Source organism: Micromonospora sp. NPDC000663 (genome assembly GCF_042898105.1).
Classification (GTDB): domain Bacteria; phylum Actinomycetota; class Actinomycetes; order Mycobacteriales; family Micromonosporaceae; genus Micromonospora.
Genome location: NZ_JBIAYR010000001.1, coordinates 168,513 through 190,332, shown reverse-complemented (window position 1 = coordinate 190,332; position 21,820 = coordinate 168,513). Strand labels below are relative to the sequence as shown.

Genomic DNA, 21,820 nt, shown 5'->3' with positions numbered 1-21,820 from the left:
GCCAGTTTATGGATGTTGATGCCCGCTGGTGGGAGTCGGCCTCGTTCGAGGGCAGGCCGATCAGCGCGTTCCTCGCCGAGCGGGACATCTCTGCCCTCCTGCGGTTTCTTCGTGCTCGGGGCTTCTCCCGCGCCCGCCTGGCCGGGATGACCGGGCTGTCGGAGACGCGCGTGCGGCAGATCGCTCAGGGGCGTCAGAAGGTCACCTCGTACGACGTGCTCGACCGGATCGCGGAGGGCTTTGGCATTCCTCGCCGGTATCTCGGGCTGGCCGACAAGGCGCAGCCCGCTGCGGTCGTGAGGGGCGCGGCGTGGCGGGACCCACCCGCCGCAACTGACCCGTCGATTCGGGAGTCGTGGGATGACCTGCTCGACGTGCTCGCGGTGAGGAGCAACGCCCTCGGCTGTGCTGACCTTCGGCGGCCGGCAGAAGGTCAGGTCCGACTGATCGCCTCTATCCGAGAGACGGCGTCAGGCCCCGAACGGCGGCGTCTGTCCGCGACCGAGGCACGGTGGACCGAGTTTCTCAGTTGGATCGAGGCGAACGGCCGTAACCCCGCTCGTGCCGATGCGCTCCTGGACCGCGCCCACGAACTCGCGGTCGAGGCTGGGGATCAGCACCTCACCTCGTACATCCTCATGCGGCAGAGCCAGCAGGCCCTCGACAACGGTGACGCCGTACGGGCCGTTGGCCTGGCACGACGCGCCCGCCAGGTACGTGCGGTGCCACCTCTGACGACGGCTCTGTGCCTCGTCCGGGAAGCCGAGGCACATGCCCTCGCCGACGACGCGACCGCCTGCCACGAGAGCATCGACCTGGCGCTTCGCCTGGTCTCCACCGTGCAGGACACCGCAGATCATCTCGGTGGGCACTGCACGGTCAACTACGTCCGGGCGTACGAGGCACGGTGCCGCCAGGTCCTCGGCGAGAGCGCAGCGGCGACCAGGGTCTACGAGGAGATCCTCGCCGGGTGGCGGCATGATGGGCGGCTGGATGAGGGGCTGTGGCGAGCCGACCTGGCCTTGGCGTATCTCGACGAGGGCGAGCCGGAGCGGGCGGCAGCGGAGGGGTTGTCGGCTCTTCAGGTGGCCCAGGCGACGTCGTCGACCAGGACTCTGCGCGCTGTTGGGCGGCTGCTGCCACGACTCCGTAGGCATCGCGATCTCGTGGCCGTTCCCGCGCTGACTGACGCCTATCGCGCCGCCCTCGATGCCTGTCACGATTAGTTCATGACGCTGCTGCCGACCACGACAAGTCACGAAGAACGGCGGCGCGCCGCGCCGGTCGCGGTGCTGCCTGTCGGCAGCTTCGAGCAGCACGGTGCTCACCTGCCCCTGGCAACCGACACCATCGTCGCCTGCGCCATCGCCGAGCGCGTAGCGGCTGCGTACGACCTGTTCCTACTGCCGCCGGTGACGATTTCGTGCTCGCAGGAGCACAGCGCCTGGGCGGGCACCGTGAGCATCAGCCACACCACGCTGAGCTCGATCATCACGGATATCATGGCGTCGCTGCGGCGTTCAGGACCAGCGCGGCTCGCGGTGGTCAACGGGCACGGGGGCAACTACGTGCTGAGCAACATCGTCCAGGAGGCCAACGTCGACGGCCCAGCGATGACGCTGTTTCCAACCCGTGACGACTGGACGTCCGCCCGCCGGGCGGCCGGGCTCGCGAGCGACGGCCACGACGACATGCACGCGGGCGAGCTGGAGGTCTCTCTGTTACGTCACGTCTGTCCCGACCTGGTGCGGCCGGGGGTGGAAGAGACCGACCACCACGCGATCGACCGGAATCTGCTGCTCATGCACGGCATGGCGGCCTACACCCGGACCGGAGTGATCGGTACGCCGTCGGCGGGATCAGCCGAAAAGGGCCGCACCATCCTCGACAACCTGGTCAGCTCCTTCAAGGAGCACCTCGACCACCTGACCGCGAGCCGATGACGCGCCGTCCAGCCGGGGCGAGCGCGTCGCCCCGATACGCCGCGTGCCCGTCCGACATCTATCGGTACGCTGCAGGCATGACGTCTGCTCCTTCCGGCGCTCGTGTGCGATTCGCCCCCTCACCGACGGGGATGTTCCACGTGGGCAACGCCCGCTCCCTTCTCTACAACTGGGTGCTGGCAAAGCAGTCCGGTGGCACCCTCGTGCTTCGGGTCGAGGACACCGACGCCGAACGGAGTAAGCCGGAGTGGGTGCAGGGCATCCTCGACGCGATGGCCTGGCTGGGCTGTGGACCGGACGAGTACGAGGGGCCACTGTTCCAGTCCGCGTACGTGCAGCACCACCGCGATGCCATTGGCAAGCTCCTCGCCGCTGGCCGCGCCTACTACTGCGACTGCACCCGCGAGCAGGTGGTGGCGCGCACCGGCAGCGAACACCGAGGCTATGACGGGTTCTGCCGTGACCGTGGCCTGGGGGCCGCTCCCGGCCGGGCCGCGCGCTTCCGTACGCCCGACGAGGGCCAGACGGTGGTGCGGGACCTCGTCCGAGGTGAGCCGACGTTCGACAACGCCACGATCGAGGACTTCGTGATCGCGCGGGGTGACGGGTCACCGGTGTTCCTGCTGGCGAACGTTGTCGATGACATGGTCATGGGCGTCACGCACGTGCTGCGGGCGGAGGAGCACCTGCCGAACACGCCCAAGCAGCAGCTGCTGTGGCAGGCGCTCGGGCACGAGCCCCCGGTGTGGGCGCACGCGCCGATCCTGGTGAACGAGAAGCGACAGAAGCTGTCGAAGCGTCGTGACCGGGTCGCGCTGGAGGATTTCCGCGCGGAGGGCTATCTCCCGGAGGCGATGCGCAACTACCTGATGCTGCTCGGCTGGGCACCTTCGGGGGACCGGGAGATCGTCCCCTGGAACGACATCGTGGCCGAGTTCCGGCTGACCGACGTCAACCCCTCGCCGGCGTTCTTCGACGTCAAGAAGCTGCGAGCGTTCAACGGCGAGTACATCCGGGCGATGAGTGTCGAGGAGTTCATCTCCGCCTGTCAGCCGTGGCTGCGCGGGGAGTTCACGCCGTGGCAGCCGGAGGAGTACGACGAGGAGGCGTTCGCCCTCGTCGCGCCGCTGGCACAGACCCGGGTCGCCGTACTCGGGGAGATCGTGGCGATGGTCGACTTCCTGTTCCTCCCGGAGCCGCCGGCAGACGAGACGGCCTGGGCCAAGGCCATGACGGGTGAGGCGAGGGCGCTGCTGGGCGAGGTGGTGGCCGCGTTCGAGGACATCACCTGGGAGGCCGACTCGTTGAAGCGCACCGTCGAGGAGCTTGGCGCCGCACGCGGGCTGAAGCTCGGTAAGGCCCAGGCGCCCGTACGGGTGGCCGTCACCGGCCGAACCGTCGGCCTGCCGCTGTTCGAGTCACTGGAGGTCCTCGGTCGGGAGCGAACCCTGAGGCGGCTCCGAGCGGCGATCACTCGGCTCGCGTGACGGTTTCGCCGAGCCGTGCCGCCCGCGGCACCGGGAGTGGGCGACGGTGACCACCGGGTGACTCCAGCGGACCGAACGTCGTTCCGAGCAGTCTGTCCGCCGCCTCGAACACCGCGACCGCGACAGCCTGGGGGGCAAGCGCCGACGGCAGCTGTGCACGCCCCAGCGAGGCCTGGAGGACAGTCCCACGCGCAGCCGTGGAGATCCTGAGGTTGCCGTCTCCGTCAGCCTGGTCGGTGGCCACAAGGACGTGGCCGTCCCAACTGACCGGCCGCACCGTCGGCATGGCGTCGCCTTCGACGGGAGACCGCAACACCAGGGTGTCCGCTTCGCCGAACGCACGGGCGGCGTGCTTTCCCAGCGCTGGTGCACCCCACTCGGGCTGGTCAGCGCGCGCCAGCGCCGCAGAGATCTGAACGGCAACCCGCAGCGGGGGTGGAACGCCCTCGAACGCGGAGGTGATCCTGGTATTGAGGTCCGTCGGACGGAAACCTCCTGCCGTCAGTACGCCGTCCACGGAGAAGCCACCTCGGTAGGCCACACGATCCCGCAGGCGGTCGCCAAGCCACCGCGTCAACTCGCCGAGCCTGCCGCGGTCCGGTGTGGCTATCGGCCATGTTCCGGCGCACAGGTACGTACCGTCGGTCAACCGGAGCGGAGCCAGTAGCTCCAGCGGTGGGAAGACCACGGTCGTCTCCGCGAGGACCAGACCGTGCAGGCGACACGGCAAGCCGGCCAGCCGGGGCATGGCCCGCACTCGGAAGGGACCGCCGGACAGCTCCGCAGCGCTGGTGACTCGGCGGACACCTTCTCCGCCTGCCGACGGTGTGCCGCCCCGCGGCTGGACCGACACCACGACGTCTGCGGTCGTGACGAGCGTGTCGCGCCGCAACAGGACGCTGGCGTCGTCGAAGACGAGCGACTCGGATCGCTCGAGTCCGATGGTGTCCCACAGCGTGTCGACGACGCTCTTGTGCTCGAACAGTTCCCAACTGGGATGCTTCCGGCCGAGGCACCGGCGCGCGCCGAACTCCCTCGGGTCGAGGGGATCGGTCACCAGGAGGAGAGCCTGCTCCGCCGGGTCGAACTCCTTGACCAGCCCTGCCAGCGGTGAGTCGCTGCCGAGCGTCGCCAGGAGAGCGTGCCGGTCCTCGATGAGCTGCGTGGCACTCTGCCTTCTCGGCGGCGGCAACAGCTCCGCCACCGCCGGTGCGTCGAACGCCAGCACCAGCGCCTCGGCGCCGGCGGCCTGGCACAACCGTTGCCACTCTGGCTCGTCTGCCCGCTGGGAGCAGAAGACGATGATCCTCTGACCGCCAACGACTCGGCTGAGCGCCCGAACGATCGAGTCGTTCACCTCATCGCGCATCAGGCCACCGCCGCTGACTCTCGGCGTCCCGTCCTCGCAGAATGAGGTTGGCTGGCGTACGGTGTCGCAGCTCGTATCGTTCTGTACCGAGGACCTCACGAATGCGTCGGGCGGTGCGTTCGGGTCGGTCGTCGTCGTACTCCACGATCACGATGCCGGGCTGGTGTCGATCTGCGTCGAAGGACGCCCAGACGTCAAGCTCGTTGCCCTCCACGTCGATGCTGAGCAGGTCGATCCGCTCGATGCCCGCCTCACCGAGAAGACCATCGAGAGTGCAACACTCGACGGTGGTCAGCGTGTAACCCTCGCCTCGCTCACCGAGCCCCGACCAGGAGGGCTTGGCGTCGAACATGCTGAAGTCCCTTCTTCCCGCACTGTCAGCGACGGCGCAGGTACGGACGGAACATCGGCGCCGAGCCAGCGCTGCCTGGTTGCGCGGATCGGGGTCGACGCAGAGGCCGGTCCAACCGGCGTCCTCGAAGTACCGGCTGTTGCTGCCTCGGACGCCGTCTCCCGCACCTATATCAACGAACACGCCGAGGGCGGGAACCCGGAGGTGTTCGACGAGCCAACGGTCCTCACCCCACTGACCGAAGTAGGGGGCGACCTGGGTGTACGGCAGCACGTCGACTCACCCGGCCTCGGCGAGAACGGCCCGTTCCCGTCCCGTCGGGAGCCACTCCGGGTGCCAGGTCCTGTCGGAGCGGTGCCACTGCGTCACGTCCTCGACGGTCGCGGCGAGCGGACGCAGGGTGAGCCCGGCGGCGCGTGCGCGCCCGGCGTTCGTTCGCATGTGCGGGCGGTACGGATGGCCGGCTGGAAGCCACAGCGGGACCTCACGCCAGGGCCGCACGCCGTGACGCAGCACCACGGGCCCAGCGACCCACCGTAGTGACGGGGCGGTGCGTGTCGCGTCCGAGACCAGACGGAGCGTCTCCTCGAAGGTGGCCACCGCGCCCGCGACATTGACGGTGCCGCAGAGACTCGACGTGGCGGCCACGGCCAGGAACGCCGCCACGTCCCGCACGTCGATCATCTGTACCGGCTGGTCGGGTTCGGCGGGCACCAGGACGCTCTCACCACGCAGACAGCGCTCAACCCAGTACGTCAGTCGGCCGGAGGGGTCGCCCGGCCCGGTCACGAGGCCGAGTCGGACGACCAGAACCTCGGCGGGCAGCTCGCTGGCCAGACGCTCGCAGTCGAGCTTGCCACGTGCCGGACCACTCGAGTCGACCGGCGACCGCTCACTGGTGAGCTGCGAGCCGGTGACGGATCCGTACACGCTGCAGGAGGAGAGCAGCAGGTAGCGACGCGTAGGTATGCAGCGACCGATGCTCATGTCCTCGGCCGAGTACGCGCAGGTGTCGATGACGGCGTCCCAGCCGCTTTCGAGCCCGGAGAGTACCGCTCGGTCGAGGTGTCGACGGTCACCTACGATGTGCGTCACGCCGACGCCGTACCTGGTCGCCCGGCGACCACGGTTGAGCAGAGTCACCTCGTAGCCTCTCTGAAGACAGGCCTCCAGTAGGTGCCGACCGATGAACCCGGAACCGCCGATCAGGAGCACTCCTTTGCCCATCAGGGCCGTCCCGTGGTGTAGCCCAGAACGAGCAACCGCCGGGGGTTGACCGTGCGGTTCGGGTCGCTGGCGTGCACGAGAGCGGAGTCCCAGGCCAGCAGCGATCCCGCAGCGGCTTCCAACGTCACAGCCGCATGGTCGGGCGCAGACTCGTCAGGCACCACCGGGCCCTGCTCCGGCGTCATGACGTGGGCAACCGGTCGATGATGACTGCCCGGCCAGACCCGTAGGGCGCCCGCCTCCGCGGGGCAGTCGTCAAGACACAGCGCGACCGTCAGGACGCGACCGAAGCCGCGTGCGGCGAAGTACGCCGCATCGGAGTGTTTCCGGACCTCCTCTCCGAGCACGGGCAACGTCGCCCATCCGGCCTCGGTTTCGAGCGGGACCTTATAGGTGATCTTGTCTTCCATCACCGTTGAGGCGCCGCCGAGCACGGCCGACGCGACGCCGAGGACTGCGTCGCTGGCGACCACCTCGCCGAACAGCGGTGCCAAGTCCGCGACAGGCTTCAGCTTGAAGACGTACGGCCGTCCGTCGGGCAGCCGCCACCACGTGAGGCGAGGATGGGGTGCTTGTTGGGCAAGGGTGGCACCCACGACCGTGTCGAAGGCGAGGTCTGCGGCGGCGCGAAGCCCGGTCAGGGTCGCGGCGTCGATGAATTCACTGATGACAAGGTATCCGTGCTCGTCGAACGCTGCCCGCATGGACCGGCTGATCCGTAGGTGGCGCATCAGTTCACCCCGACTTCCGCGATGGGCACGAGGAACTCGTTGGATGGTTTGGTCCAGGCGCCGGGCAAGCGTGCCGCCGGCAGTCGGTACGGTGAGACAGTCCACCCTGGGAAGTGGCGGTCGAGAACCTCCACTCGAGCGGGCGAGAGACGAGTTCCGCTCTGGAAGAAGCTGAACCGCCCACCCGGCCGCAGCACAGGTACGGCGACCCGCTCCACGAACGCCGCGAAGTCCGGATCAGCGTGGCCCTCCGGCGGCCACGTGTCGTACATGATCGCGTCGGCGCTCTTGGGAGGGAGATCGAGCAGTTGCCACGGCTGCGTCAGGACGGTGACCGGGCAGGAGAGCGCCGACCTGACCCGTGGCGTGACGAGGTCGACCACGCCCGGGTGCGGCTCCACGGCGAGGTAGGTGCCGGGGTCGCAGGCGGCGAGTTGCTCGGCGAACACCCCCAGTCCCAAACCGACCTCCAGCACCCGGGCGCCCTCACGGCCCGCAGTGAGGCGGCGGGCGTGCTCGGCCATCAGGTCGTCCTCGGCGAAGAACATGACGTAGGTGTCGCCCAGTCGCAGGCCCTGGCTGTCGATGACAGCGGAACGAGTTCGCAGGTCGTCGAGATGACGAATGTGGGCTTGGTCCAGCGCGGTGGTAGTCACGGCCTTCCCTGGCCTCGGAAGTGCGTGATCGGGTCGACGGACAGGAATCGCTCGTGATAGCCGGGAGCACTTCCCACCGCCTCTCGTGCGAGCGCCTCGCCGGCGGACCCAAGAGGTTCCTCCGCCCGAATCAGCACGTACGCGGGCCTGTCGAGCTGGTCACCGTTGCGGGCGGCGATCACCACCTCGGCATAGACACCCAATTCGACGAGGAGGCGACGGGCCAGATCGTCGGCGATCGCGGTGTAGATCTTTCCGACGTGGTGCAGCGGGTTCTTTCCGGCCGGGGCCTCGCCGCTGGAGGGGCGCAGCGGCTCGATCACCCCGTTGTAGCGGTTGCCTCTGCCCACGGCGCCGCAGTCCCCCTTGCCGAGGGACGTTCCGAACGGCGTGAGATACCCCCGGCCCGGCAGGTCCTTCGTGTTGAGGCAGAGACGTGCCTCGCTGACCAAGGGTGTCCCGTCCAGGAACCTCTTCAGCTCTGCGGTCAGTTCGCCGTGGATGGCGTCCAGGCGCTCCTGGTACGCCGGCCAGTCGGGTACGCGTTCGGGATGGAACGGTACGGCGACGGTCACGTCCAGCTCGCCCTGGGCGCGAACCGCCATGACCTTGACATCGGTTCCCGTGTCGTACCGATCCCGGAAGGCTCTCCTGGTTACCAACGACTCCAGCCACACCGCGACCGCCGCCGCCACACCCGGAGCACCAGTTCCTGCGCATAGGACGGTGTCGTTTGCCACGGACTCGTCCGCCAGCACCCGGTGAATCGCCCCCGCCGTCCGTGGCTGGTAGAACTGCTCGTCGTGGTCCACCGCGGTACCGGCTGTGTTGTTGACGTAGGCACGCAGGTGGCCGAGAGCCGCGTCGTCGCCGAGCGCCTCCGCCAAGACCTCCCGCAGCACCTCGTCGAACAGGTCGGCTATCGGCAGGTCAGCGCCGTTGATCCGCTCGGTGAGCTTGCCGAAGAGGTAGCAGTCGACCGGCTTGCGGATGTCGAAGCCACCAAAACGCACGTCGGCGGCGGCGCCGACCAGATTCACCTTGTCGACCCAGTGATTCGGAACCGCGCCAAACCGCTCGCGACACAGGTTCGCGTAACGGCGGGAGAAGGTGTCGGCTACGAGATCAGCGAGGCTGTCCGGGTGGCCGATGCCCTTGCGTTCGGCGACGTCGAACAGTGCGCGATCAGGGTGGGTGGCGCCGAGGCTGGTCACGATCCTCATGCCTGGGCCTCCGTCGCGGCCGGTGCTGCGGCGGCCTTGGGCGGATCGACCAGGTAGGCCAGGCACTGTGACAGCACGAGTACTCTGCGCGCCGGGCAGGGCTCGGCGCTCTGGGCCGGCCGGAAGGTGCCGTCGTACAGGTTGCCGTAGGCGGTCGGCACGGAGGCGCAGCGACGGACCTCTCCGGTCACGGTGACCTTGAACGAGGTCATGCCAGCTGTGCAGGATTGGCCCCGGAATGCGAGCATGCCGTCGAGGTACGGCTGGTTGAACACGTACTCGCCGGAGTTGGCGAGAATCAGCCTGCGTTGCTTGTCGGTGTACGCCTCCGGGTAGCGGCGGCCCTCGTGCACCCCCTTGAACACCTTCGCACGCAACGGCTCGACACCCAGCCCGGCGAGGACGGCGAGGTCCTCGCGCAGCCGCGACAGCAGCGGCGGATAGAGCACGTAGAGGGACACCACGTCGAATCCGGCCGCCCGCAGGATCCGGAACGACTTGGCGTAGGTCTCTAACGGCAGGCCGAGACGCTCCCGCTCGGGGACGTGTAGCGCCGCGACGATCTTCGCGACCCGGGTCGGGTCCACCTTGGCTGCGAAGTCGGCAACCAACTCCGGCGACGCCAGGTTGGTGTTGATGCTGATCCAGTTCTTCCTTGTCAGGCCAGCGCACAGATCCGCGAAGCCGGGAAACAGGAACGGCTCGCCGCCGGACATGTGCACGAGGCAGGGGTGGCCGAGATCCTCGAACCGTCGCACCACGAGCTCCGGAGACGGCTCGGTTAGGTGCACCTTGTTCAGGACGTAACGGATCTGTGGGTGGCAGTACTCGCAGAGGAAGTTGCACCTGTTGGTCAGGTGCCAGTCGAACTCCCACTCCCAGGGGACCGGATCGGACGTCATTGCTGAGATACGCAAGGTTCCACCTCCCAGAGTCGACCGCCCAACCGAATCCTTCGATGACGGCCGATTCATAGGGTGGTCGCTGGCAGCTTGCACCGGGAAGGCCATGATGGGGGTCCACCGTGGGACCCCCTCGTGGGGTTGCTACGAGTGAGCCCACCTGGTCACGACGCTGAGCGGTACCTGCCTCGTGTCCGCGTGCCGGCTGCACCGCACCGGTTTGTCGCTTCCACCGTCACTGGGTCGGGTGCCCGGGGAGGCCCAGTCGCTCAAGCGTCCGGCGGACGTGCGCGACGAGCAGGGGTTCGGCGCGCTGGATGGCGCGGTGTACAGGGCTCTGAACGGGATACCGCCGCAGGATCTCCTGGATACGCTCGCAGACGTCGAGACGTTGTCCCTGCGGCCCCACGGTGAGGTCGGCGGTGACGAGCGCGTCCATCAGGGGTCCGTCTTCCAGCGGGAAGGTGGCGAGAGCGTCTTCCAGGCCGCGCTCGGCTGCCTCGACCCGGGCGCAGGTGTGGTGGGCAACCAGGTTGACAAGCCGCGGCGGGAAGTCCCGACGTTGGAGGTATCGCGCACCGTCGAGAGAGTGCAGGCCGGTCTCCACGGCGCCCGGGGCATAACCGACATCGTGTAGCCATGCTGCTGCCACCAGCAGGTCGCGATCACCGGCTTCAACCGCCGCCACGAGCTGTGCGGCCCGCCTGGCGACACCCTGGACGTGCGCCCATCGCTGGGTCAGTACCGGGGAGTCGAGCAGGTCGGCGGCAAGGTCGCGGGCGGTGGTCACGAGGTCTGACACGCTTCGAACGGTAGCCGCACAACGAGCGACACGCCTCATCCCGTCATCAGGACAGTCGAGACGTCCCCTCGGCGCCAGAAACGCCCCTGCGGTCAGCCCAGGTATGGGACGCCTCGGTCGGCCAGCGCGTGGTCGATTCGCAGCCGCATCGACGGATGGATGTCCAGCTGGTCGAGATCGGCAGGATCCACCCAGCGGACCTGGCGGGATTCGCTGGAGGGCGTCGGCTCCCCCCGGATGGGTCGGGCGCTGAAGCAGATGGAGAACTGCTGGCGCACCTCGCCGTCGTCGTAGGCCATCACGTGTCGGGGATCGGTGTAGGTGCCGACCAGGCCGGTGACCTCGACTTCGATGCCGGTCTCCTCGCGCACCTCCCGCACCACCGTGTCGGAGATCGACTCGCCGATGTCGTGGCCTCCGCCCGGCAGTGCCCACAGATTGTTGTCGGTGCGATGGATCATCAGCAGTTCGCCGCGCTGGTTGCGTACTGCTGCCACAACCGACGGCACAACACTGTTGGCCCTTGGCGCGTCCGGGTCGTTGAAGTAGTCGCGGCGCGGCATGCGTCACCTCTCATCAAACGTGGCTATCACCGCATCGGCATCTGTCATCGGCTCTGCTCCGGCCCAAACGCGGTCGAAGCTGGCCAGGTAGTGGTCAACGACTCTGCCACCGGGAACGCGCCGTAGGTGCAGCACCGGGTTGTGCGCAGCGGTGGACCCGTAGGTGTGGGTGTTGACCAGCATGGTTTCGTCCGCTCGGAAGATGGACGCGTACAGGGTCGTGTCGTGCAGCCGCAACTGCACACCGGGGATGGCCAGGACAGGCTGGTAGTACCGGAGACTCAGCAGTACCCGATGGGCGAGTCCGATCCCGAAGCCTTCCTCCTCTCCCCGCCGACGTACCCCTGCTCCGTTGGGGTCGGCCAACAAAACCCGTACTCGGCAGCCGCTGCGTGCCCGCTCGCCGAGATGGGTGATGTCGTGGAGCTCGGGCAGGAAGAGCCCGGCGTAGACGAGGATGTCAACCGATTCCCGCGCCTGGTGGATCAGCGAACGCCACAGTTCGAGCGGCACGGCTGAGCGGGACGGGTAGAACTCGACCATCTCTGCCCGTCCGGCAGACACGATTCGAGGGTCATCCACCACCGACGGCCACAGATATGTCTCGTCAACCCCGAGCAAGTCCGCGGCGGCGGTGCGGTGGGCGCGGTGCGGGACACGATCGCGGGTGATCCATCGTTCCACCGTCTTCGGGTCCACCCCGATGAGCTCCGCGCACCGCTGCGTGGTCAGCCCCTTGGCCGACATCGTCCCGCGCAGACGTTCGTTCGGCATCAGGACTCGAGGCAGTCAGAGGGACACATAGGGGCGTTTATACCGCCATCAAGACGTCCGCGATAGTCCCTGACCCGTGGTGGCCGAATCCCCACGATGAGCGATCGGATGGAGCTCGAGACGGACGCGCAGGAGCGGCGTCTTCGTTCTCAGCGTCAGGCCGCGTGAGTGATCGCGTCGGCGCCAGCTCAAGGTTCGGAGGGATCATGCTGCCCATGACGGCCACGAACGCCCGCGTCGGCGGTGCTGCTGGAGGGGAGGCGCCTCCTGCTCACGGCAGCCGGCGGCAGACCCGCGGTCTGGCCGATCCGGTCTGGTGGATCAACGGCTCCTTCGAGGGGCGCCCGTTACCCGACCTGCTGCGCGACCGCGACGTCTGCGCAATCTTCCGGTTCCTCAAGTCTCGCGGGTGGAGCCAGGCGCTGATCGCTGCGGCAACGGGAACGACCGAGAACCAGGTCCGGGCGATAGTCCGAGGTCGTCGGCGGGTCACCTCGTACGAGGTGCTCGAACGGGTCGCTGAAGGTCTGAGGATTCCCCGAGGGCTGATGGGCCTCGCTTACGGACCCTGAGCCGATGCCTGCGGCCGAGCCTCTGGTGCTACCAGCTGTAGTTCCACGATCGCCGGCGACGGCCGCGCCACGAATCGCCGCAGCTCACGAGGATCACCGTGGACCCCCATCCTGGGCTGCCCCTCGGCACCACGTCGCGAGATCGTCCATTTGGCGGGGGGACTCCGTTCGTCCTGAGGGCGGACTCGCCCCCGGCCTAGACGAGGTTTGAGTGTCCAACCGAGTCATGCACCGGCTTCAAGTCGGCGGAAAGGCTCTTTCCGTCAGTTCCTTCGATTGAGGAAGAGTGCTGTTGCAACGTTCTAAAGAGATTGATCTGAGCCTATCGCATTTGGGGAGGAATTCTATGTACGAGCAGAATGACCTTGCACGATACGGCTATCGCCAGGAATTGAGCCGGCAATTGCGGTTCCGGGACCTGGTCGCGTACGGGCTGGTGTACATGGTGCCGATCGCGCCGATGGCGATCTTCGGCAGCGTCTACGCCGGTTCCGGCGGCATGGTGGCCCTGGCGTACACGGTCGGTGTGGTGGCGTTGGTGTTCACCGCGTTCTCCTACGCGCAGATGGTGAAGGCATTCGCCATGTCGGGCAGCGTCTACAACTACGCCGGCCGGGGTATCAGCGCGCCGGTCGGGTTCCTTGCCGGGTGGGTGATCCTCCTGGACTATGTCCTCGTGCCGGGGCTGCTGTACCTGGTGGCGTCGGTGGCGATGCACGCCACCGTGCCGGTGGTGCCGGTGTGGCTTTGGTTGCTCGGCTTCGTCGGGGTCAACACGATCGTCAACTCGATCGGCATCCGGATGACCGCGGTGGTGACCCGGGTGATGCTCGTGGGCGAGCTGCTCGTCCTGGCCGTCTTCCTGGCCGTGGCTGCGTGGGCTCTCGCAACGGGTAGAGGCAGGTTCAGCTGGGACGCCTTCTACAATCCAGACACCTTCACATGGTCTCTGGTGGCCGGTGCTGTCTCCATCGCCGTGCTCAGTTTCCTCGGCTTCGACGGCATCAGCATGCTGGCCGAGGAGACCCGAGACGGGGCTCGGCAGATCGGCCGCGCGATGGCCGCCGTCCTCATCTTGGCCGGGGTGTTGTTCATCGCCCAGACGTGGCTGGCCGCGATGCTCGTCCCCGATTCGACCTCGTTGTTGGCGAACGGCGATCCGAACGGCACCGCGTTCTACGACGCTGCAGCCGTGGCCGGCGGAGGCTGGTTGGCGACGCTGTGCGCGGTGGCGACGGCCATTGCGTGGGGACTGCCGAACTCGATGGTCGCCCAGGTCGCCACCTCGCGACTGCTGTACGCGATGGCCAGGGACCGGCAGCTTCCCGGCTTCCTGGCGAAGGTGTCGATCCGCCGCAACGTGCCGATCAACGCCACCCTGCTCACCGGTGCTGTGTCTCTCGCCCTCGGCCTGCACATGGCGACCCGGGCGGACGGGATCACGCTGCTGTCGTCGCTGATCAACTTCGGGGCGATGGTCGCGTTCCTGGTTCTGCACGTCTCCGTCGTCGTGCACCATCTCATCCGCCAGCGCAGCCGCAACTGGTGGGCGCACCTCGTCATGCCCGGTATCGGCTTCGCGATCCTCGCCTACGTGGTGGTCAACGCGAACATCGCCGCGCAGCGCCTCGGTCTGGCCTGGCTCGCCCTCGGCGTGGTCGTGCTCGCCGGCCTGTACCTGACCAGCCGCAGACCCGCCCTGTCGGGTCTGGCGCCCGCGCAGCCGCAGGCCCGCCACGTGGAACGGGTGTGACGACCATGGACACGATCACCTACCGGCCCGCCCGCGACGAGCTGGCCTACACCTTCGGCGGGCGGATGCCGGTGGCCCACGTCCGTTCCGGCGACGTGCTGCGGGTGCACACGGAGGATTGCTTCGGCGGCCTCGTGCGCGGTCCGGCGGACCTGCCGTCGCAGGTGTGCCGCATGCCGTACCTGAACCCGGTGTCCGGGCCGTTCTTCGTCGAGGACGCAGAGCCAGGCGACACCCTCGCCGTCCACCTCGCCTCGATCGTTCCGGCCCGCGACTGGGGAGTCTCCTCGACGTTCTCGCCCTTCGGGGCGCTGACCGCCACCTCACATACGGCGGCCCTGCAGCCCTCTCTCGAGGAGCGGGTGTGGGTATACGATATCGACCAGCAGGCCGGCACGGTCCGCTTCACGCCACCGACAGCGACCACACCGTCGACCTGCCGCTGGACCCGATGATCGGCACCATCGGCGTGGCCCCGGGCGGTTTCGAGTCGCATTTGACAATCGTGCCCGACAGCCATGGCGGGAACCTCGACACACCAGAGCTGCGCGCCGGTACCACCCTGTACCTGGGGGTAAATGTGCACGGGGCGATGCTCGCCCTCGGCGACGGCCACGCCCGCCAGGGCGAAGGTGAGGCCTGCGGCGTCGGGTGGAGATCGCCACAACCACCACCCTGATCATCGAGGTCCTCAAAAGGCGTCCCGACGGTGTAGCCGCGCCTGGAGACCGACACCTCGATCATGCCGGTTGGCTGCGCCCATCCCTCGAAGACGCGTACGGGATGGCGCACCGCGACCTGGTCGGCTGGGTGGGTGACCTCACCGGCCTGGAGCAGCTCGACGCCGCCTACGGCGGGGTGCACGCCCGCCTGCGGCAGCACGCCGGCGGGCCACCGTAGGGGGCGGGATCGAGATGACCTCGTCCATCCCCCAATTGCCGTTGCGAGACGAGTTGTTCCTGCTCGGTCACGACGACGACACCGGCCAGCCGCACATCCACCGCCAAGCCCTCGCCCTCGGCCTGGCCGGTGCGGTGCTGATCGACCTGTTCCTGGCCGGACGGATCACCCTCGACACCACCGACGACACCGGGCCGAAAGGGGAGCAGCGGCTGTGGCTGCACCTGGACCGGCCGGTCGGGGACCTGATCGCCGACACCGCCCTGGCCTCCATCCGCTACGCCCACCCGACCCCACCGCTGCGGGGATGGCTGCGCGGGTTCGCCGACGACCTGTACGACCGCACCCGCGCCGGCCTGCACGCCGGCGGGATCCTGCGCCACGACGTGCGCCGCCACCTCGGCGGGCTCACCCGCACCGACCGCTGAGCAGCAACGGCTCGATGCGCTGCCACAGCCCGTCCGACACGACCCACGGCGGCTGCTCACCACGCCTCACGGTCCGAAATCGTAGATCACCCTCTACAAAGGAACCCTCAGGATCATTTCGTTAGGACCTCTAAAACACCCACTTAAGAAACGGCTCCGGTCCTCGCCGGAATAATCACTGGCTGGCATGCTAGGCGACCGTCCGCCCGCTGCGCCGATCCAACGACGCCAGCAGGCCGCGCACATAGACGAATGACCAAGCCGCGGTTTTACCCGCGAAACCCGGCCCGCGATCACCGCGAACAAACTATCCAGAACCGACTGCCACTCCGCGAACACCTCACCACTCAGCATGCCCGTCAACGAGCCACGCAGCTCACGCGCAACATCGGGTTGCAGTCTACTAACTGTGCGCGACGTTGCCTCGTGCGATTCGTCGGCGCTGCGTCGCGTCCGCGATCCAAGGTTCGACGAAGGCACCGTTCGGGTGGTAAACGTCCGTGCCGGGCGGGACGATTTCGTCAAGTCGGTCCAATGTCTGCTCGTCGAGGACCAGGTCGGCGTGGTCCAGTGTGGATTCGAGTTGTTGCATCGTGCGCGGTCCGGTGATGACCGAGGTGACGGCCCGGTGTGCGAGAGGAAAGGCCATCGCTAACGCGGGCAATGGACGGCCAAGGTCGTCGGCCACGGCCAGGAGTTCTTCGACGACGTCGAGCTTGCGGGCCACGATCGGGTCGGTGGGGTCGAACCAGGCCGGCCGGAGGGCAGACCGTCCCTCGGCTGCGGGTTGGACCCCTCGCCGATAACGGCCGGTGAGGAATCCGAAACCCAGTGGGCTCCAGGTAAGTACGCCCATGCCCCATCGCTCAGCGACCGGCAGAACGTCGCGCTCGATGCTGCGGGCAAGAAGGCTGTAGGGCGGTTGCTCGGTGCGGAAGCGCATCAGCCCACGGGCGTCGGCGACGCGGTGGGAATCGACGATCTCGTGCGCGGGGAACGTAGAGCACCCGAATGCTCTGATCTTGCCAGCCCGCACGAGGTCACTAAGGACGCCGAGCGTTTCCTCGATGTCGGTATCCCAATCCGGACGGTGCACCTGATAGAGGTCGAGGTAGTCGGTGCCGAGCCGGGTCAGGCTGGCATCAAGGGCGTTGAGCAGGTGACGTCGTGAGTTGCCGCCTTTGTTGAGGCCCTGCTCGAGCGGAAAGTATCCCTTCGACGCGAGGATCACCTGGTCACGACGGCCACGGAGAGCCTTCCCAACGATTGTTTCCGACTCGCCGGTCGAATACATATCGGCAGTGTCGATGAAGTTTATGCCCCGATCCAGGGCGGTGTGGATGATCCGAATGCAGTCGTCATGGTCCGGGTTTCCGGCTAAGCCGAACATCATTGCTCCGAGCGTGAACCGGGACACAGTGATGCCGGTACGGCCGAGCGGCGCATAGGTCATGGTCATGAGATCGAGATCCTTTCGGTTTTCAGAGCTCCGAACGCAGGGAAACCGGTGCTGGGAGGTCGCGACGGCCTTTGAGCGGGCCGAACGGCATCGTGAGCGCACCCGCCACGTAGCAACCAAGCATGAGCGCGAGCGCCATACGGACACCGAGTTGCTGGCCGAGCCAGCCAGAAACGAGCCCGGATACCGGCATCGCGGCGAATGCGAGCATCTGCATCGTGGTACTCACGCGGGCCTGGAGGTATTCGGGAACATAGGAGAGACGCCACGTCGTTCGCACGACGTTGTCTCCCACAATGGCGAATTGGCCGAGCAGTAGACCGGCCGCCATCCATACGACGCCTGCACCGGAAGTTGCGAAGAGCACAAGCAGGCTGCCGCAACTGATGAGCTGCAGCACGACCGGGGCGCGCGCTGTGCCGAGCCGTCGCGCGAAGCGTGGACCCAGCAACCCACCGATCGCGCCGCCGATGCCGCCACAGGCGAGCACGAGCCCGATCACCACCTGCGGCGCGGCCAGTTCGTCGACAAGGAAGAGCACCTGAAGCGACAGCAGACCGGTGAGACCGAAGTTCTGCAGGGCTGCCAGACCAGCGAAGTAGCGTAGGTAACGATCCCGCGCGACGAGCTCTGCGCCGGCTCTGACCCGCCGTACGAGTGTGTCGTCCGTCATGGCGTCCGGCTCACCGGACGAACATGACGTGATGCGGATGCGAGTAAGACAGGCAGCGGAAACAAGAAAGCTGATGGCGTCGAGCAGCACGCCGACCGCAGCGGAGACTGCCTGAGCGATCAGGCCCGCCACGCCGGGCCCAACAACCGTACTGGCCGATTCGGTGGCGTAGAGCCGCGAGTTCGCGGCCCCGAAATGCGCCACATCTACTACTCGGAGGACGAGTCGAGGCAACGCAGCCCGGAAGACGACGGCGCACAAACCCAGCACGAACGCTACCGCCAGCAATGCTGGTAACGACAGGGTTCCGGTGGCCCATAACAGCGGTACCACACCTGCCGCACCGGCAGCGACCAGATCACTTGCGATCATCGCGCTGCGCGGGGAGACCTGATCGACCAAGGCTCCGATAGGCAGGCCCAAGATCAACCAGGGTGACCAGGTAGCCGCAGCCAGCAGCCCCATCCATCCGGCGCCCGCGTTCAGCTTCGTGACTGCGAGCAACGCCAGCAGCGTCGCCGATGTAGCCGTACCAAAGAGGCTGACGGCTTCGCCGATCCAGAGTATCCGGAAGGCGGATGGGAGGCGCTGCACGCCACCAGGCTATGTCTGCAAGCACATTTGCGCAAATCTGGTTGCAGGCCGGCGAGCGGACATCCGACATGCAGCGGCCCGCGACCAGATACCGCCGGTCGCGAAAGAGATCCGCCCGGCGGCTTGCCGTAGGCTGGACGCAGCTCGGCGCAGGCACCAGCCGGGACCCACGATTCGGCTGAGCCCTGGGGCTGACCGGATTCCCAACAGCAGCTATCGCCTCGACGAGCAACCCGTCGGCGTTCCGAGCTCTGTGCCGAACTTGAGCTCGCCTTCTCGAGCCTTGCAGCATCGATGGCGAGAAGCTGGCCGAACGACTCGCGCCGGCGTGCTCCACGATCCGGTGGCCGGCGATTCGATGGGCCCCTCACGCTGCCTGCGCACGATCGCATGACCCTCTAGGGCCGATCTGACAGATCATTACGCGTGGCCATGATCGATAGTCCCAGCATGGATCTGCAGCGTGGCGGCCGTTGGCGTGATCATCGGCAGGTGATCAACGGGATTGTGTGGCGCACCGAGAACGGCGCGAATTGGCATCAGGTCCCGGACCGATACGGGCCCCTGGAAGACGGAGCCGTATCCGGCAGCGATTGCAGGCCGACGCGAACGCCGCCGGTGACGTGGACTGGCGGGCCCAGGCCGACATGACGATCGTGCCCACCAGAGCGCGGCCGGGCCCTGTAAAGGCGCTGAGCCCGATCGCGGGCAGCCAAGGGATCGGCCGCTCATGCGGAGGCCTGAGCACCAAACTGCATCTGCTCGCCGAGGGTCGCGGCCGCAGCCTTGGCACCCGGATCACTCCGGGCCAGGCTGCTGGACACCAAGGAACTGGTGGCGTTGCTCGATGCTGTCAGCGTCCCCCGGCTCGCCGGGGTGGGCCGGGCCGCAAACGTCTCGATCATTTGACTGAACGAGGCGTACCGGTCCCGCGCCAATCGCCGGTCCTTGAGAGCACGCCGCATCCCGCACACCATTCCGGAACGCGATGACGTGCTGGCCGGACGGGCCCGCCGCAGTTCCCGCGGCGGGCGACCACGGGTCTTCGACGCTGAAAAGTACAAGAACCGCAACCAAATCGAACGGGCCTTCAACCCGGCTCAAACAGTCGCCACCCGCTACAACAAACTCCACGACCGGTACCACGCCACCATGACCACGCCTCGATCATCATCTGGCGCCACGCACAACCCGACCGCCACCGTCGCCATGATCCGTCGGATGCGCCCCAGGCCCACGCAGGACCAGCAGTTAACGCGACGACATTAGCCGTCGGCGGTCACGCGCAGACATCACCGCCACTCGCACGAAGCGTCGACGTCAGGGCTCTGTTGGGAATGCGTGAACGAAGGCCAAGACGGTCCGCCGATCCCGCCCGTCATCAGGATCTTGGCGCCGTCGCCAACCGAGCAGCAAATTGTCTATTTGTCGGCCCAATTCGGCGAGCTCGTCTGGGGCTAGTCGCAACCACACTTGCCCGCTGTAGGCGCTGTCGCCCCACGGCTCCTGTCGGGTCTCCAAGAATTCACGAAATCGTTCGTACTGCCGCTCGAGCATGGCAGCTTCGGCGGATGTGGCGGCGGCCTGAGTAGCGGGGTGTCCCCGGAACTGGCCGATAGTCCAGCTCATCCCTCGGGTGATTAACTTCCACCGGCGCTCTCGACGATCGCGACCGGAAGGGGCACGGGTGATCAGCCCTGCGTCGACCAACACCTTGAGGTGATGCGACACGCTGCCGGACGCCAGCCCTGTCATGTGTCCCAGAGCTGTGGTTGTCGAAGGACCGTGAACGGCCAGGGCGTCCATGATCCGCGCTCGGTTTTGGTTGGCGAGCGCGGTAAGCGCACGCAAATGGTCAATCTGCCTGACGTCCGGCGGCTGTTGTTGCACGCGTGAAGTATACAACAATACTTGCGCAAATCGTCTTGTGGTCAGCCCGTCGTTTTGCGGTCAACCTGCCCAGCCAACCGATCATCGATACGTCGTACCTGTTCACTGCCGTTGCAGTACTAATGAGGCTGCGCCTCGGACCGCCCAGTCGAGTGACTTGACCTGGTCCTTCTCGTATTGCTAGTCGCATTCTGCGATCGACGGCGATGGTGGAAGGTCGGGCCATGGGCCATTGGTCGGTGCCGACCCGGCCAGGCGCGACTCGATGACCGGACTCAGTAGCCCCAAGCTCATCCGCCGATACGCCGACCTTGACCCGCGCACCTTCTACGGCCAAGCCACGGATCTGGATGGGCTGGCCGGTGCCTACGCCGAGCTGGGCTATCTCGCCAAAGCGCGGGACTACGCCGCCGAGGCGCTGGCACTGGCGCGGCGCATCGACCGGCGCCGGTCGGAGGCGGAGACCCTCAACACCTGGCCGTGGTGCACCCGCGCACTCGGGGAGGTCGCCGAGGCGGTGGCGAGCCATCGGGAGGCGTTGACCGTCAACCAGGCGGTCGGCTCCCGCCGGGCAGAGCTCTCCGGCCTCGTCGGGCTGGCCGCGGCCTACCGCGTCGGAAGCCGACCCGAGCGATCACGCTGGCAGGCGCGGATCGCCGTACGCCTGGCGCGGCGAAACGAGCACCTACTGCTCGCGGCTCAGGCGATGCCGCTGGCGGCGACCCGGAACCGGAGGTCGCGATGGGCTGGGCGACCTCGCCACGGCGGGTCTCCAGCAGCCGATGACTGCCGGCCAGCAGATGAACCTCGATCTCGGTCGGGGAGAACACACGCACGCCTGGGGCGGCGCCGGGCGAGTCTCCTGACCCGGGGCAGAGGATCCCAACGGTGGCCACGCCCAGATCTGACCCGACGATCGATACACCGGATCGGGGCTTCTGGGCCGAATGATCCAACACCGAGAGACCCACGATCGTGGAGTCATCATCGCTGATCAGGACGGGTGCATGCCCCTGCCCAGCCTACTCGCAGTCAGCGTGATCGCGGCCGGGCAGCGACCGCTGTCGGCCATCGGTGGATGGGCAGCCGACCTGCCGTACGGGCGCGATGCACGTCCAGCGCGAGCATGCCCGCTGGCTGGTCAACGACAAGACACTGCAACGCGCCCTGGACGCCGCATGCGTGAGCGCTGAGGACCTCGCCACCCCGGGTTGGCGGTGCACCACGTGACCGTGTCCTGCGGCCAGGAGGCGTTCCTGGAGGGACACGAGTACACCTTCGACGTCATCGGCGGTTACGTGGGTGTCCACTCTTCGGCGATCTGGCGCTGCCGGTCAGGATGATCGCTCCCGTCGAGGAGCGAAGATCGCCTGCCAGCCGCAGTTGGTACGACGTGACGATGCAGCCGGGAACCCTCGCGGCCACCCTCGGACACGTCCTGGTCGACAACTATCTCGTCCAACTAGGCAATATACGGCGGCAAATGAGATGGCACAGCAGCCGTGCCGGCTTTGGGTTTCGC

General features: G+C 67.3%; 21 protein-coding genes and 2 pseudogenes. 10 read left to right on the top strand and 13 right to left on the bottom strand.

Annotated elements, in window-relative coordinates:
• Nucleotides 1–8 precede the first annotated feature (8 nt).
• The 3 genes from ACFY1S_RS00885 (at nucleotide 9) to gltX (ending at nucleotide 3,430) form a co-directional block, all read left to right on the top strand.
• Nucleotides 9–1,226: a helix-turn-helix domain-containing protein gene (locus tag ACFY1S_RS00885; RefSeq protein ID WP_387114176.1), complete on the top strand. Its 1,218-nt coding sequence runs from the start codon at nucleotides 9–11 to the stop codon at nucleotides 1,224–1,226.
• 3 nt (nucleotides 1,227–1,229) lie between these two features.
• On the top strand, nucleotides 1,230–1,943 hold the full coding sequence (locus ACFY1S_RS00880; protein ID WP_387111313.1) for a creatininase family protein: 714 nt from the start codon (nucleotides 1,230–1,232) through the stop codon (nucleotides 1,941–1,943).
• Between the two features lie 77 nt (nucleotides 1,944–2,020).
• Nucleotides 2,021–3,430 (top strand): glutamate--tRNA ligase, encoded by a 1,410-nt coding sequence (gene gltX / locus ACFY1S_RS00875; RefSeq protein WP_387111310.1) that lies wholly within the window; start codon nucleotides 2,021–2,023, stop codon nucleotides 3,428–3,430.
• Here the strand turns inward: gltX and ACFY1S_RS00870 are convergent.
• The 10 genes from ACFY1S_RS00870 to ACFY1S_RS00825 form a co-directional block, all read right to left on the bottom strand.
• Nucleotides 3,414–4,799, bottom strand: a complete 1,386-nt coding sequence (locus ACFY1S_RS00870; RefSeq protein WP_387111307.1) for a hypothetical protein — start codon at nucleotides 4,797–4,799, stop codon at nucleotides 3,414–3,416. The genes gltX and ACFY1S_RS00870 overlap by 17 nt on opposite strands.
• Nucleotides 4,789–5,424 (bottom strand): FkbM family methyltransferase, encoded by a 636-nt coding sequence (locus tag ACFY1S_RS00865; RefSeq protein WP_387111304.1) that lies wholly within the window; start codon nucleotides 5,422–5,424, stop codon nucleotides 4,789–4,791. Before ACFY1S_RS00865 ends, ACFY1S_RS00870 begins: the two co-directional genes overlap by 11 nt.
• A 6-nt stretch (nucleotides 5,425–5,430) precedes the next feature.
• On the bottom strand, nucleotides 5,431–6,378 hold the full coding sequence (locus ACFY1S_RS00860) for an NAD-dependent epimerase/dehydratase family protein (RefSeq protein ID WP_387111301.1): 948 nt from the start codon (nucleotides 6,376–6,378) through the stop codon (nucleotides 5,431–5,433).
• Nucleotides 6,378–7,082: a phytanoyl-CoA dioxygenase family protein gene (locus ACFY1S_RS00855; protein ID WP_387111300.1), complete on the bottom strand. Its 705-nt coding sequence runs from the start codon at nucleotides 7,080–7,082 to the stop codon at nucleotides 6,378–6,380. The genes ACFY1S_RS00860 and ACFY1S_RS00855 overlap by 1 nt, the downstream gene beginning before the upstream one ends.
• A 26-nt stretch (nucleotides 7,083–7,108) precedes the next feature.
• Entirely contained in the window at nucleotides 7,109–7,765 is a 657-nt protein-coding gene (locus ACFY1S_RS00850; protein ID WP_387111297.1) for a class I SAM-dependent methyltransferase, read from the bottom strand.
• On the bottom strand, nucleotides 7,762–8,988 hold the full coding sequence (locus ACFY1S_RS00845) for a methionine adenosyltransferase (protein ID WP_387111295.1): 1,227 nt from the start codon (nucleotides 8,986–8,988) through the stop codon (nucleotides 7,762–7,764). The genes ACFY1S_RS00850 and ACFY1S_RS00845 overlap by 4 nt, the downstream gene beginning before the upstream one ends.
• Nucleotides 8,985–9,890 carry a radical SAM protein gene (locus ACFY1S_RS00840; RefSeq protein WP_387114173.1) on the bottom strand — a complete coding sequence of 302 codons (906 nt, stop codon included), beginning with the start codon at nucleotides 9,888–9,890 and terminating at the stop codon, nucleotides 8,985–8,987. The genes ACFY1S_RS00845 and ACFY1S_RS00840 overlap by 4 nt, the downstream gene beginning before the upstream one ends.
• A gap of 235 nt (nucleotides 9,891–10,125) precedes the next feature.
• A complete protein-coding gene (locus ACFY1S_RS00835; protein WP_387111292.1) occupies nucleotides 10,126–10,692 on the bottom strand; it encodes an HD domain-containing protein in 567 nt (188 codons plus the stop codon).
• A 92-nt stretch (nucleotides 10,693–10,784) separates the two neighbouring features.
• Nucleotides 10,785–11,255, bottom strand: coding sequence for an NUDIX hydrolase (locus ACFY1S_RS00830; protein ID WP_387111289.1), 471 nt, complete (start codon nucleotides 11,253–11,255; stop codon nucleotides 10,785–10,787).
• Nucleotides 11,256–11,258: 3 nt separating this feature from the next.
• Complete coding sequence (locus tag ACFY1S_RS00825) at nucleotides 11,259–12,029, bottom strand: XRE family transcriptional regulator (RefSeq protein WP_387111286.1); 771 nt, start codon at nucleotides 12,027–12,029, stop codon at nucleotides 11,259–11,261.
• Nucleotides 12,030–12,244: 215 nt separating this feature from the next.
• Between ACFY1S_RS00825 and ACFY1S_RS00820 the strand changes: the two genes are divergently transcribed.
• The 4 genes and pseudogenes from ACFY1S_RS00820 to ACFY1S_RS00805 form a co-directional block, all read left to right on the top strand.
• Entirely contained in the window at nucleotides 12,245–12,601 is a 357-nt protein-coding gene (locus tag ACFY1S_RS00820; RefSeq protein ID WP_387111284.1) for a helix-turn-helix domain-containing protein, read from the top strand.
• 346 nt (nucleotides 12,602–12,947) lie between these two features.
• Nucleotides 12,948–14,354, top strand: coding sequence for an APC family permease (locus tag ACFY1S_RS00815; RefSeq protein WP_387114170.1), 1,407 nt, complete (start codon nucleotides 12,948–12,950; stop codon nucleotides 14,352–14,354).
• Nucleotides 14,351–15,254: pseudogene (locus ACFY1S_RS00810) on the top strand (acetamidase/formamidase family protein). The gene ACFY1S_RS00815 and the pseudogene ACFY1S_RS00810 overlap by 4 nt, the downstream one beginning before the upstream one ends.
• Nucleotides 15,255–15,268: 14 nt before the next feature.
• Nucleotides 15,269–15,676 (top strand): annotated as a pseudogene (locus ACFY1S_RS00805) (GPP34 family phosphoprotein); the annotation flags it as partial.
• 409 nt (nucleotides 15,677–16,085) lie between these two features.
• Here the strand turns inward: ACFY1S_RS00805 and ACFY1S_RS00800 are convergent.
• Together ACFY1S_RS00800 and ACFY1S_RS00795 are read right to left on the bottom strand one after the other, a co-directional pair.
• Nucleotides 16,086–17,135 carry an aldo/keto reductase gene (locus tag ACFY1S_RS00800; protein WP_387114167.1) on the bottom strand — a complete coding sequence of 350 codons (1,050 nt, stop codon included), beginning with the start codon at nucleotides 17,133–17,135 and terminating at the stop codon, nucleotides 16,086–16,088.
• A 28-nt stretch (nucleotides 17,136–17,163) separates the two neighbouring features.
• Nucleotides 17,164–18,408, bottom strand: a complete 1,245-nt coding sequence (locus ACFY1S_RS00795) for an MFS transporter (RefSeq protein ID WP_387111282.1) — start codon at nucleotides 18,406–18,408, stop codon at nucleotides 17,164–17,166.
• Nucleotides 18,409–18,840: 432 nt separating this feature from the next.
• Here ACFY1S_RS00795 and ACFY1S_RS00790 point away from each other — a divergent pair, with 432 nt between their 5' ends.
• Nucleotides 18,841–19,059: a transposase gene (locus ACFY1S_RS00790; protein ID WP_387114164.1), complete on the top strand. Its 219-nt coding sequence runs from the start codon at nucleotides 18,841–18,843 to the stop codon at nucleotides 19,057–19,059.
• A 135-nt stretch (nucleotides 19,060–19,194) separates the two neighbouring features.
• On the top strand, nucleotides 19,195–19,317 hold the full coding sequence (locus tag ACFY1S_RS00785) for a hypothetical protein (RefSeq protein WP_387111280.1): 123 nt from the start codon (nucleotides 19,195–19,197) through the stop codon (nucleotides 19,315–19,317).
• Between the two features lie 411 nt (nucleotides 19,318–19,728).
• On the opposite strand, the gene ACFY1S_RS00780 is transcribed toward ACFY1S_RS00785, so the two are convergent.
• Complete coding sequence (locus tag ACFY1S_RS00780; protein ID WP_387111278.1) at nucleotides 19,729–20,298, bottom strand: ArsR/SmtB family transcription factor; 570 nt, start codon at nucleotides 20,296–20,298, stop codon at nucleotides 19,729–19,731.
• 1,107 nt (nucleotides 20,299–21,405) lie between these two features.
• On the opposite strand from ACFY1S_RS00780, the gene ACFY1S_RS00775 reads away from it, so the two are divergent.
• Nucleotides 21,406–21,528: a hypothetical protein gene (locus ACFY1S_RS00775; RefSeq protein ID WP_387111275.1), complete on the top strand. Its 123-nt coding sequence runs from the start codon at nucleotides 21,406–21,408 to the stop codon at nucleotides 21,526–21,528.
• Nucleotides 21,529–21,820 lie beyond the last annotated feature (292 nt).

Bases quoted from the DNA above. Each gene is read 5' to 3' on its own strand.
- ACFY1S_RS00790 (WP_387114164.1), top strand. From the start codon at position 18,841: ATGATCGATAGTCCCAGCATGGATCTGCAGCGTGGCGGCCGTTGGCGT.
- ACFY1S_RS00885 (WP_387114176.1), top strand. From the start codon at position 9: ATGGATGTTGATGCCCGCTGGTGGGAGTCGGCCTCGTTCGAGGGCAGG.
- ACFY1S_RS00860 (WP_387111301.1), bottom strand. From the start codon at position 6,378: ATGGGCAAAGGAGTGCTCCTGATCGGCGGTTCCGGGTTCATCGGTCGG.
- ACFY1S_RS00825 (WP_387111286.1), bottom strand. From the start codon at position 12,029: ATGCCGAACGAACGTCTGCGCGGGACGATGTCGGCCAAGGGGCTGACC.
- ACFY1S_RS00775 (WP_387111275.1), top strand. From the start codon at position 21,406: ATGCACGTCCAGCGCGAGCATGCCCGCTGGCTGGTCAACGACAAGACA.
- ACFY1S_RS00840 (WP_387114173.1), bottom strand. From the start codon at position 9,890: ATGACGTCCGATCCGGTCCCCTGGGAGTGGGAGTTCGACTGGCACCTG.
- ACFY1S_RS00800 (WP_387114167.1), bottom strand. From the start codon at position 17,135: ATGACCTATGCGCCGCTCGGCCGTACCGGCATCACTGTGTCCCGGTTC.
- ACFY1S_RS00880 (WP_387111313.1), top strand. From the start codon at position 1,230: ATGACGCTGCTGCCGACCACGACAAGTCACGAAGAACGGCGGCGCGCC.
- ACFY1S_RS00845 (WP_387111295.1), bottom strand. From the start codon at position 8,988: ATGAGGATCGTGACCAGCCTCGGCGCCACCCACCCTGATCGCGCACTG.
- ACFY1S_RS00830 (WP_387111289.1), bottom strand. From the start codon at position 11,255: ATGCCGCGCCGCGACTACTTCAACGACCCGGACGCGCCAAGGGCCAAC.
- ACFY1S_RS00815 (WP_387114170.1), top strand. From the start codon at position 12,948: ATGTACGAGCAGAATGACCTTGCACGATACGGCTATCGCCAGGAATTG.
- ACFY1S_RS00855 (WP_387111300.1), bottom strand. From the start codon at position 7,082: ATGCGGGCAGCGTTCGACGAGCACGGATACCTTGTCATCAGTGAATTC.
- gltX (WP_387111310.1), top strand. From the start codon at position 2,021: ATGACGTCTGCTCCTTCCGGCGCTCGTGTGCGATTCGCCCCCTCACCG.
- ACFY1S_RS00870 (WP_387111307.1), bottom strand. From the start codon at position 4,799: ATGCGCGATGAGGTGAACGACTCGATCGTTCGGGCGCTCAGCCGAGTC.
- ACFY1S_RS00820 (WP_387111284.1), top strand. From the start codon at position 12,245: ATGACGGCCACGAACGCCCGCGTCGGCGGTGCTGCTGGAGGGGAGGCG.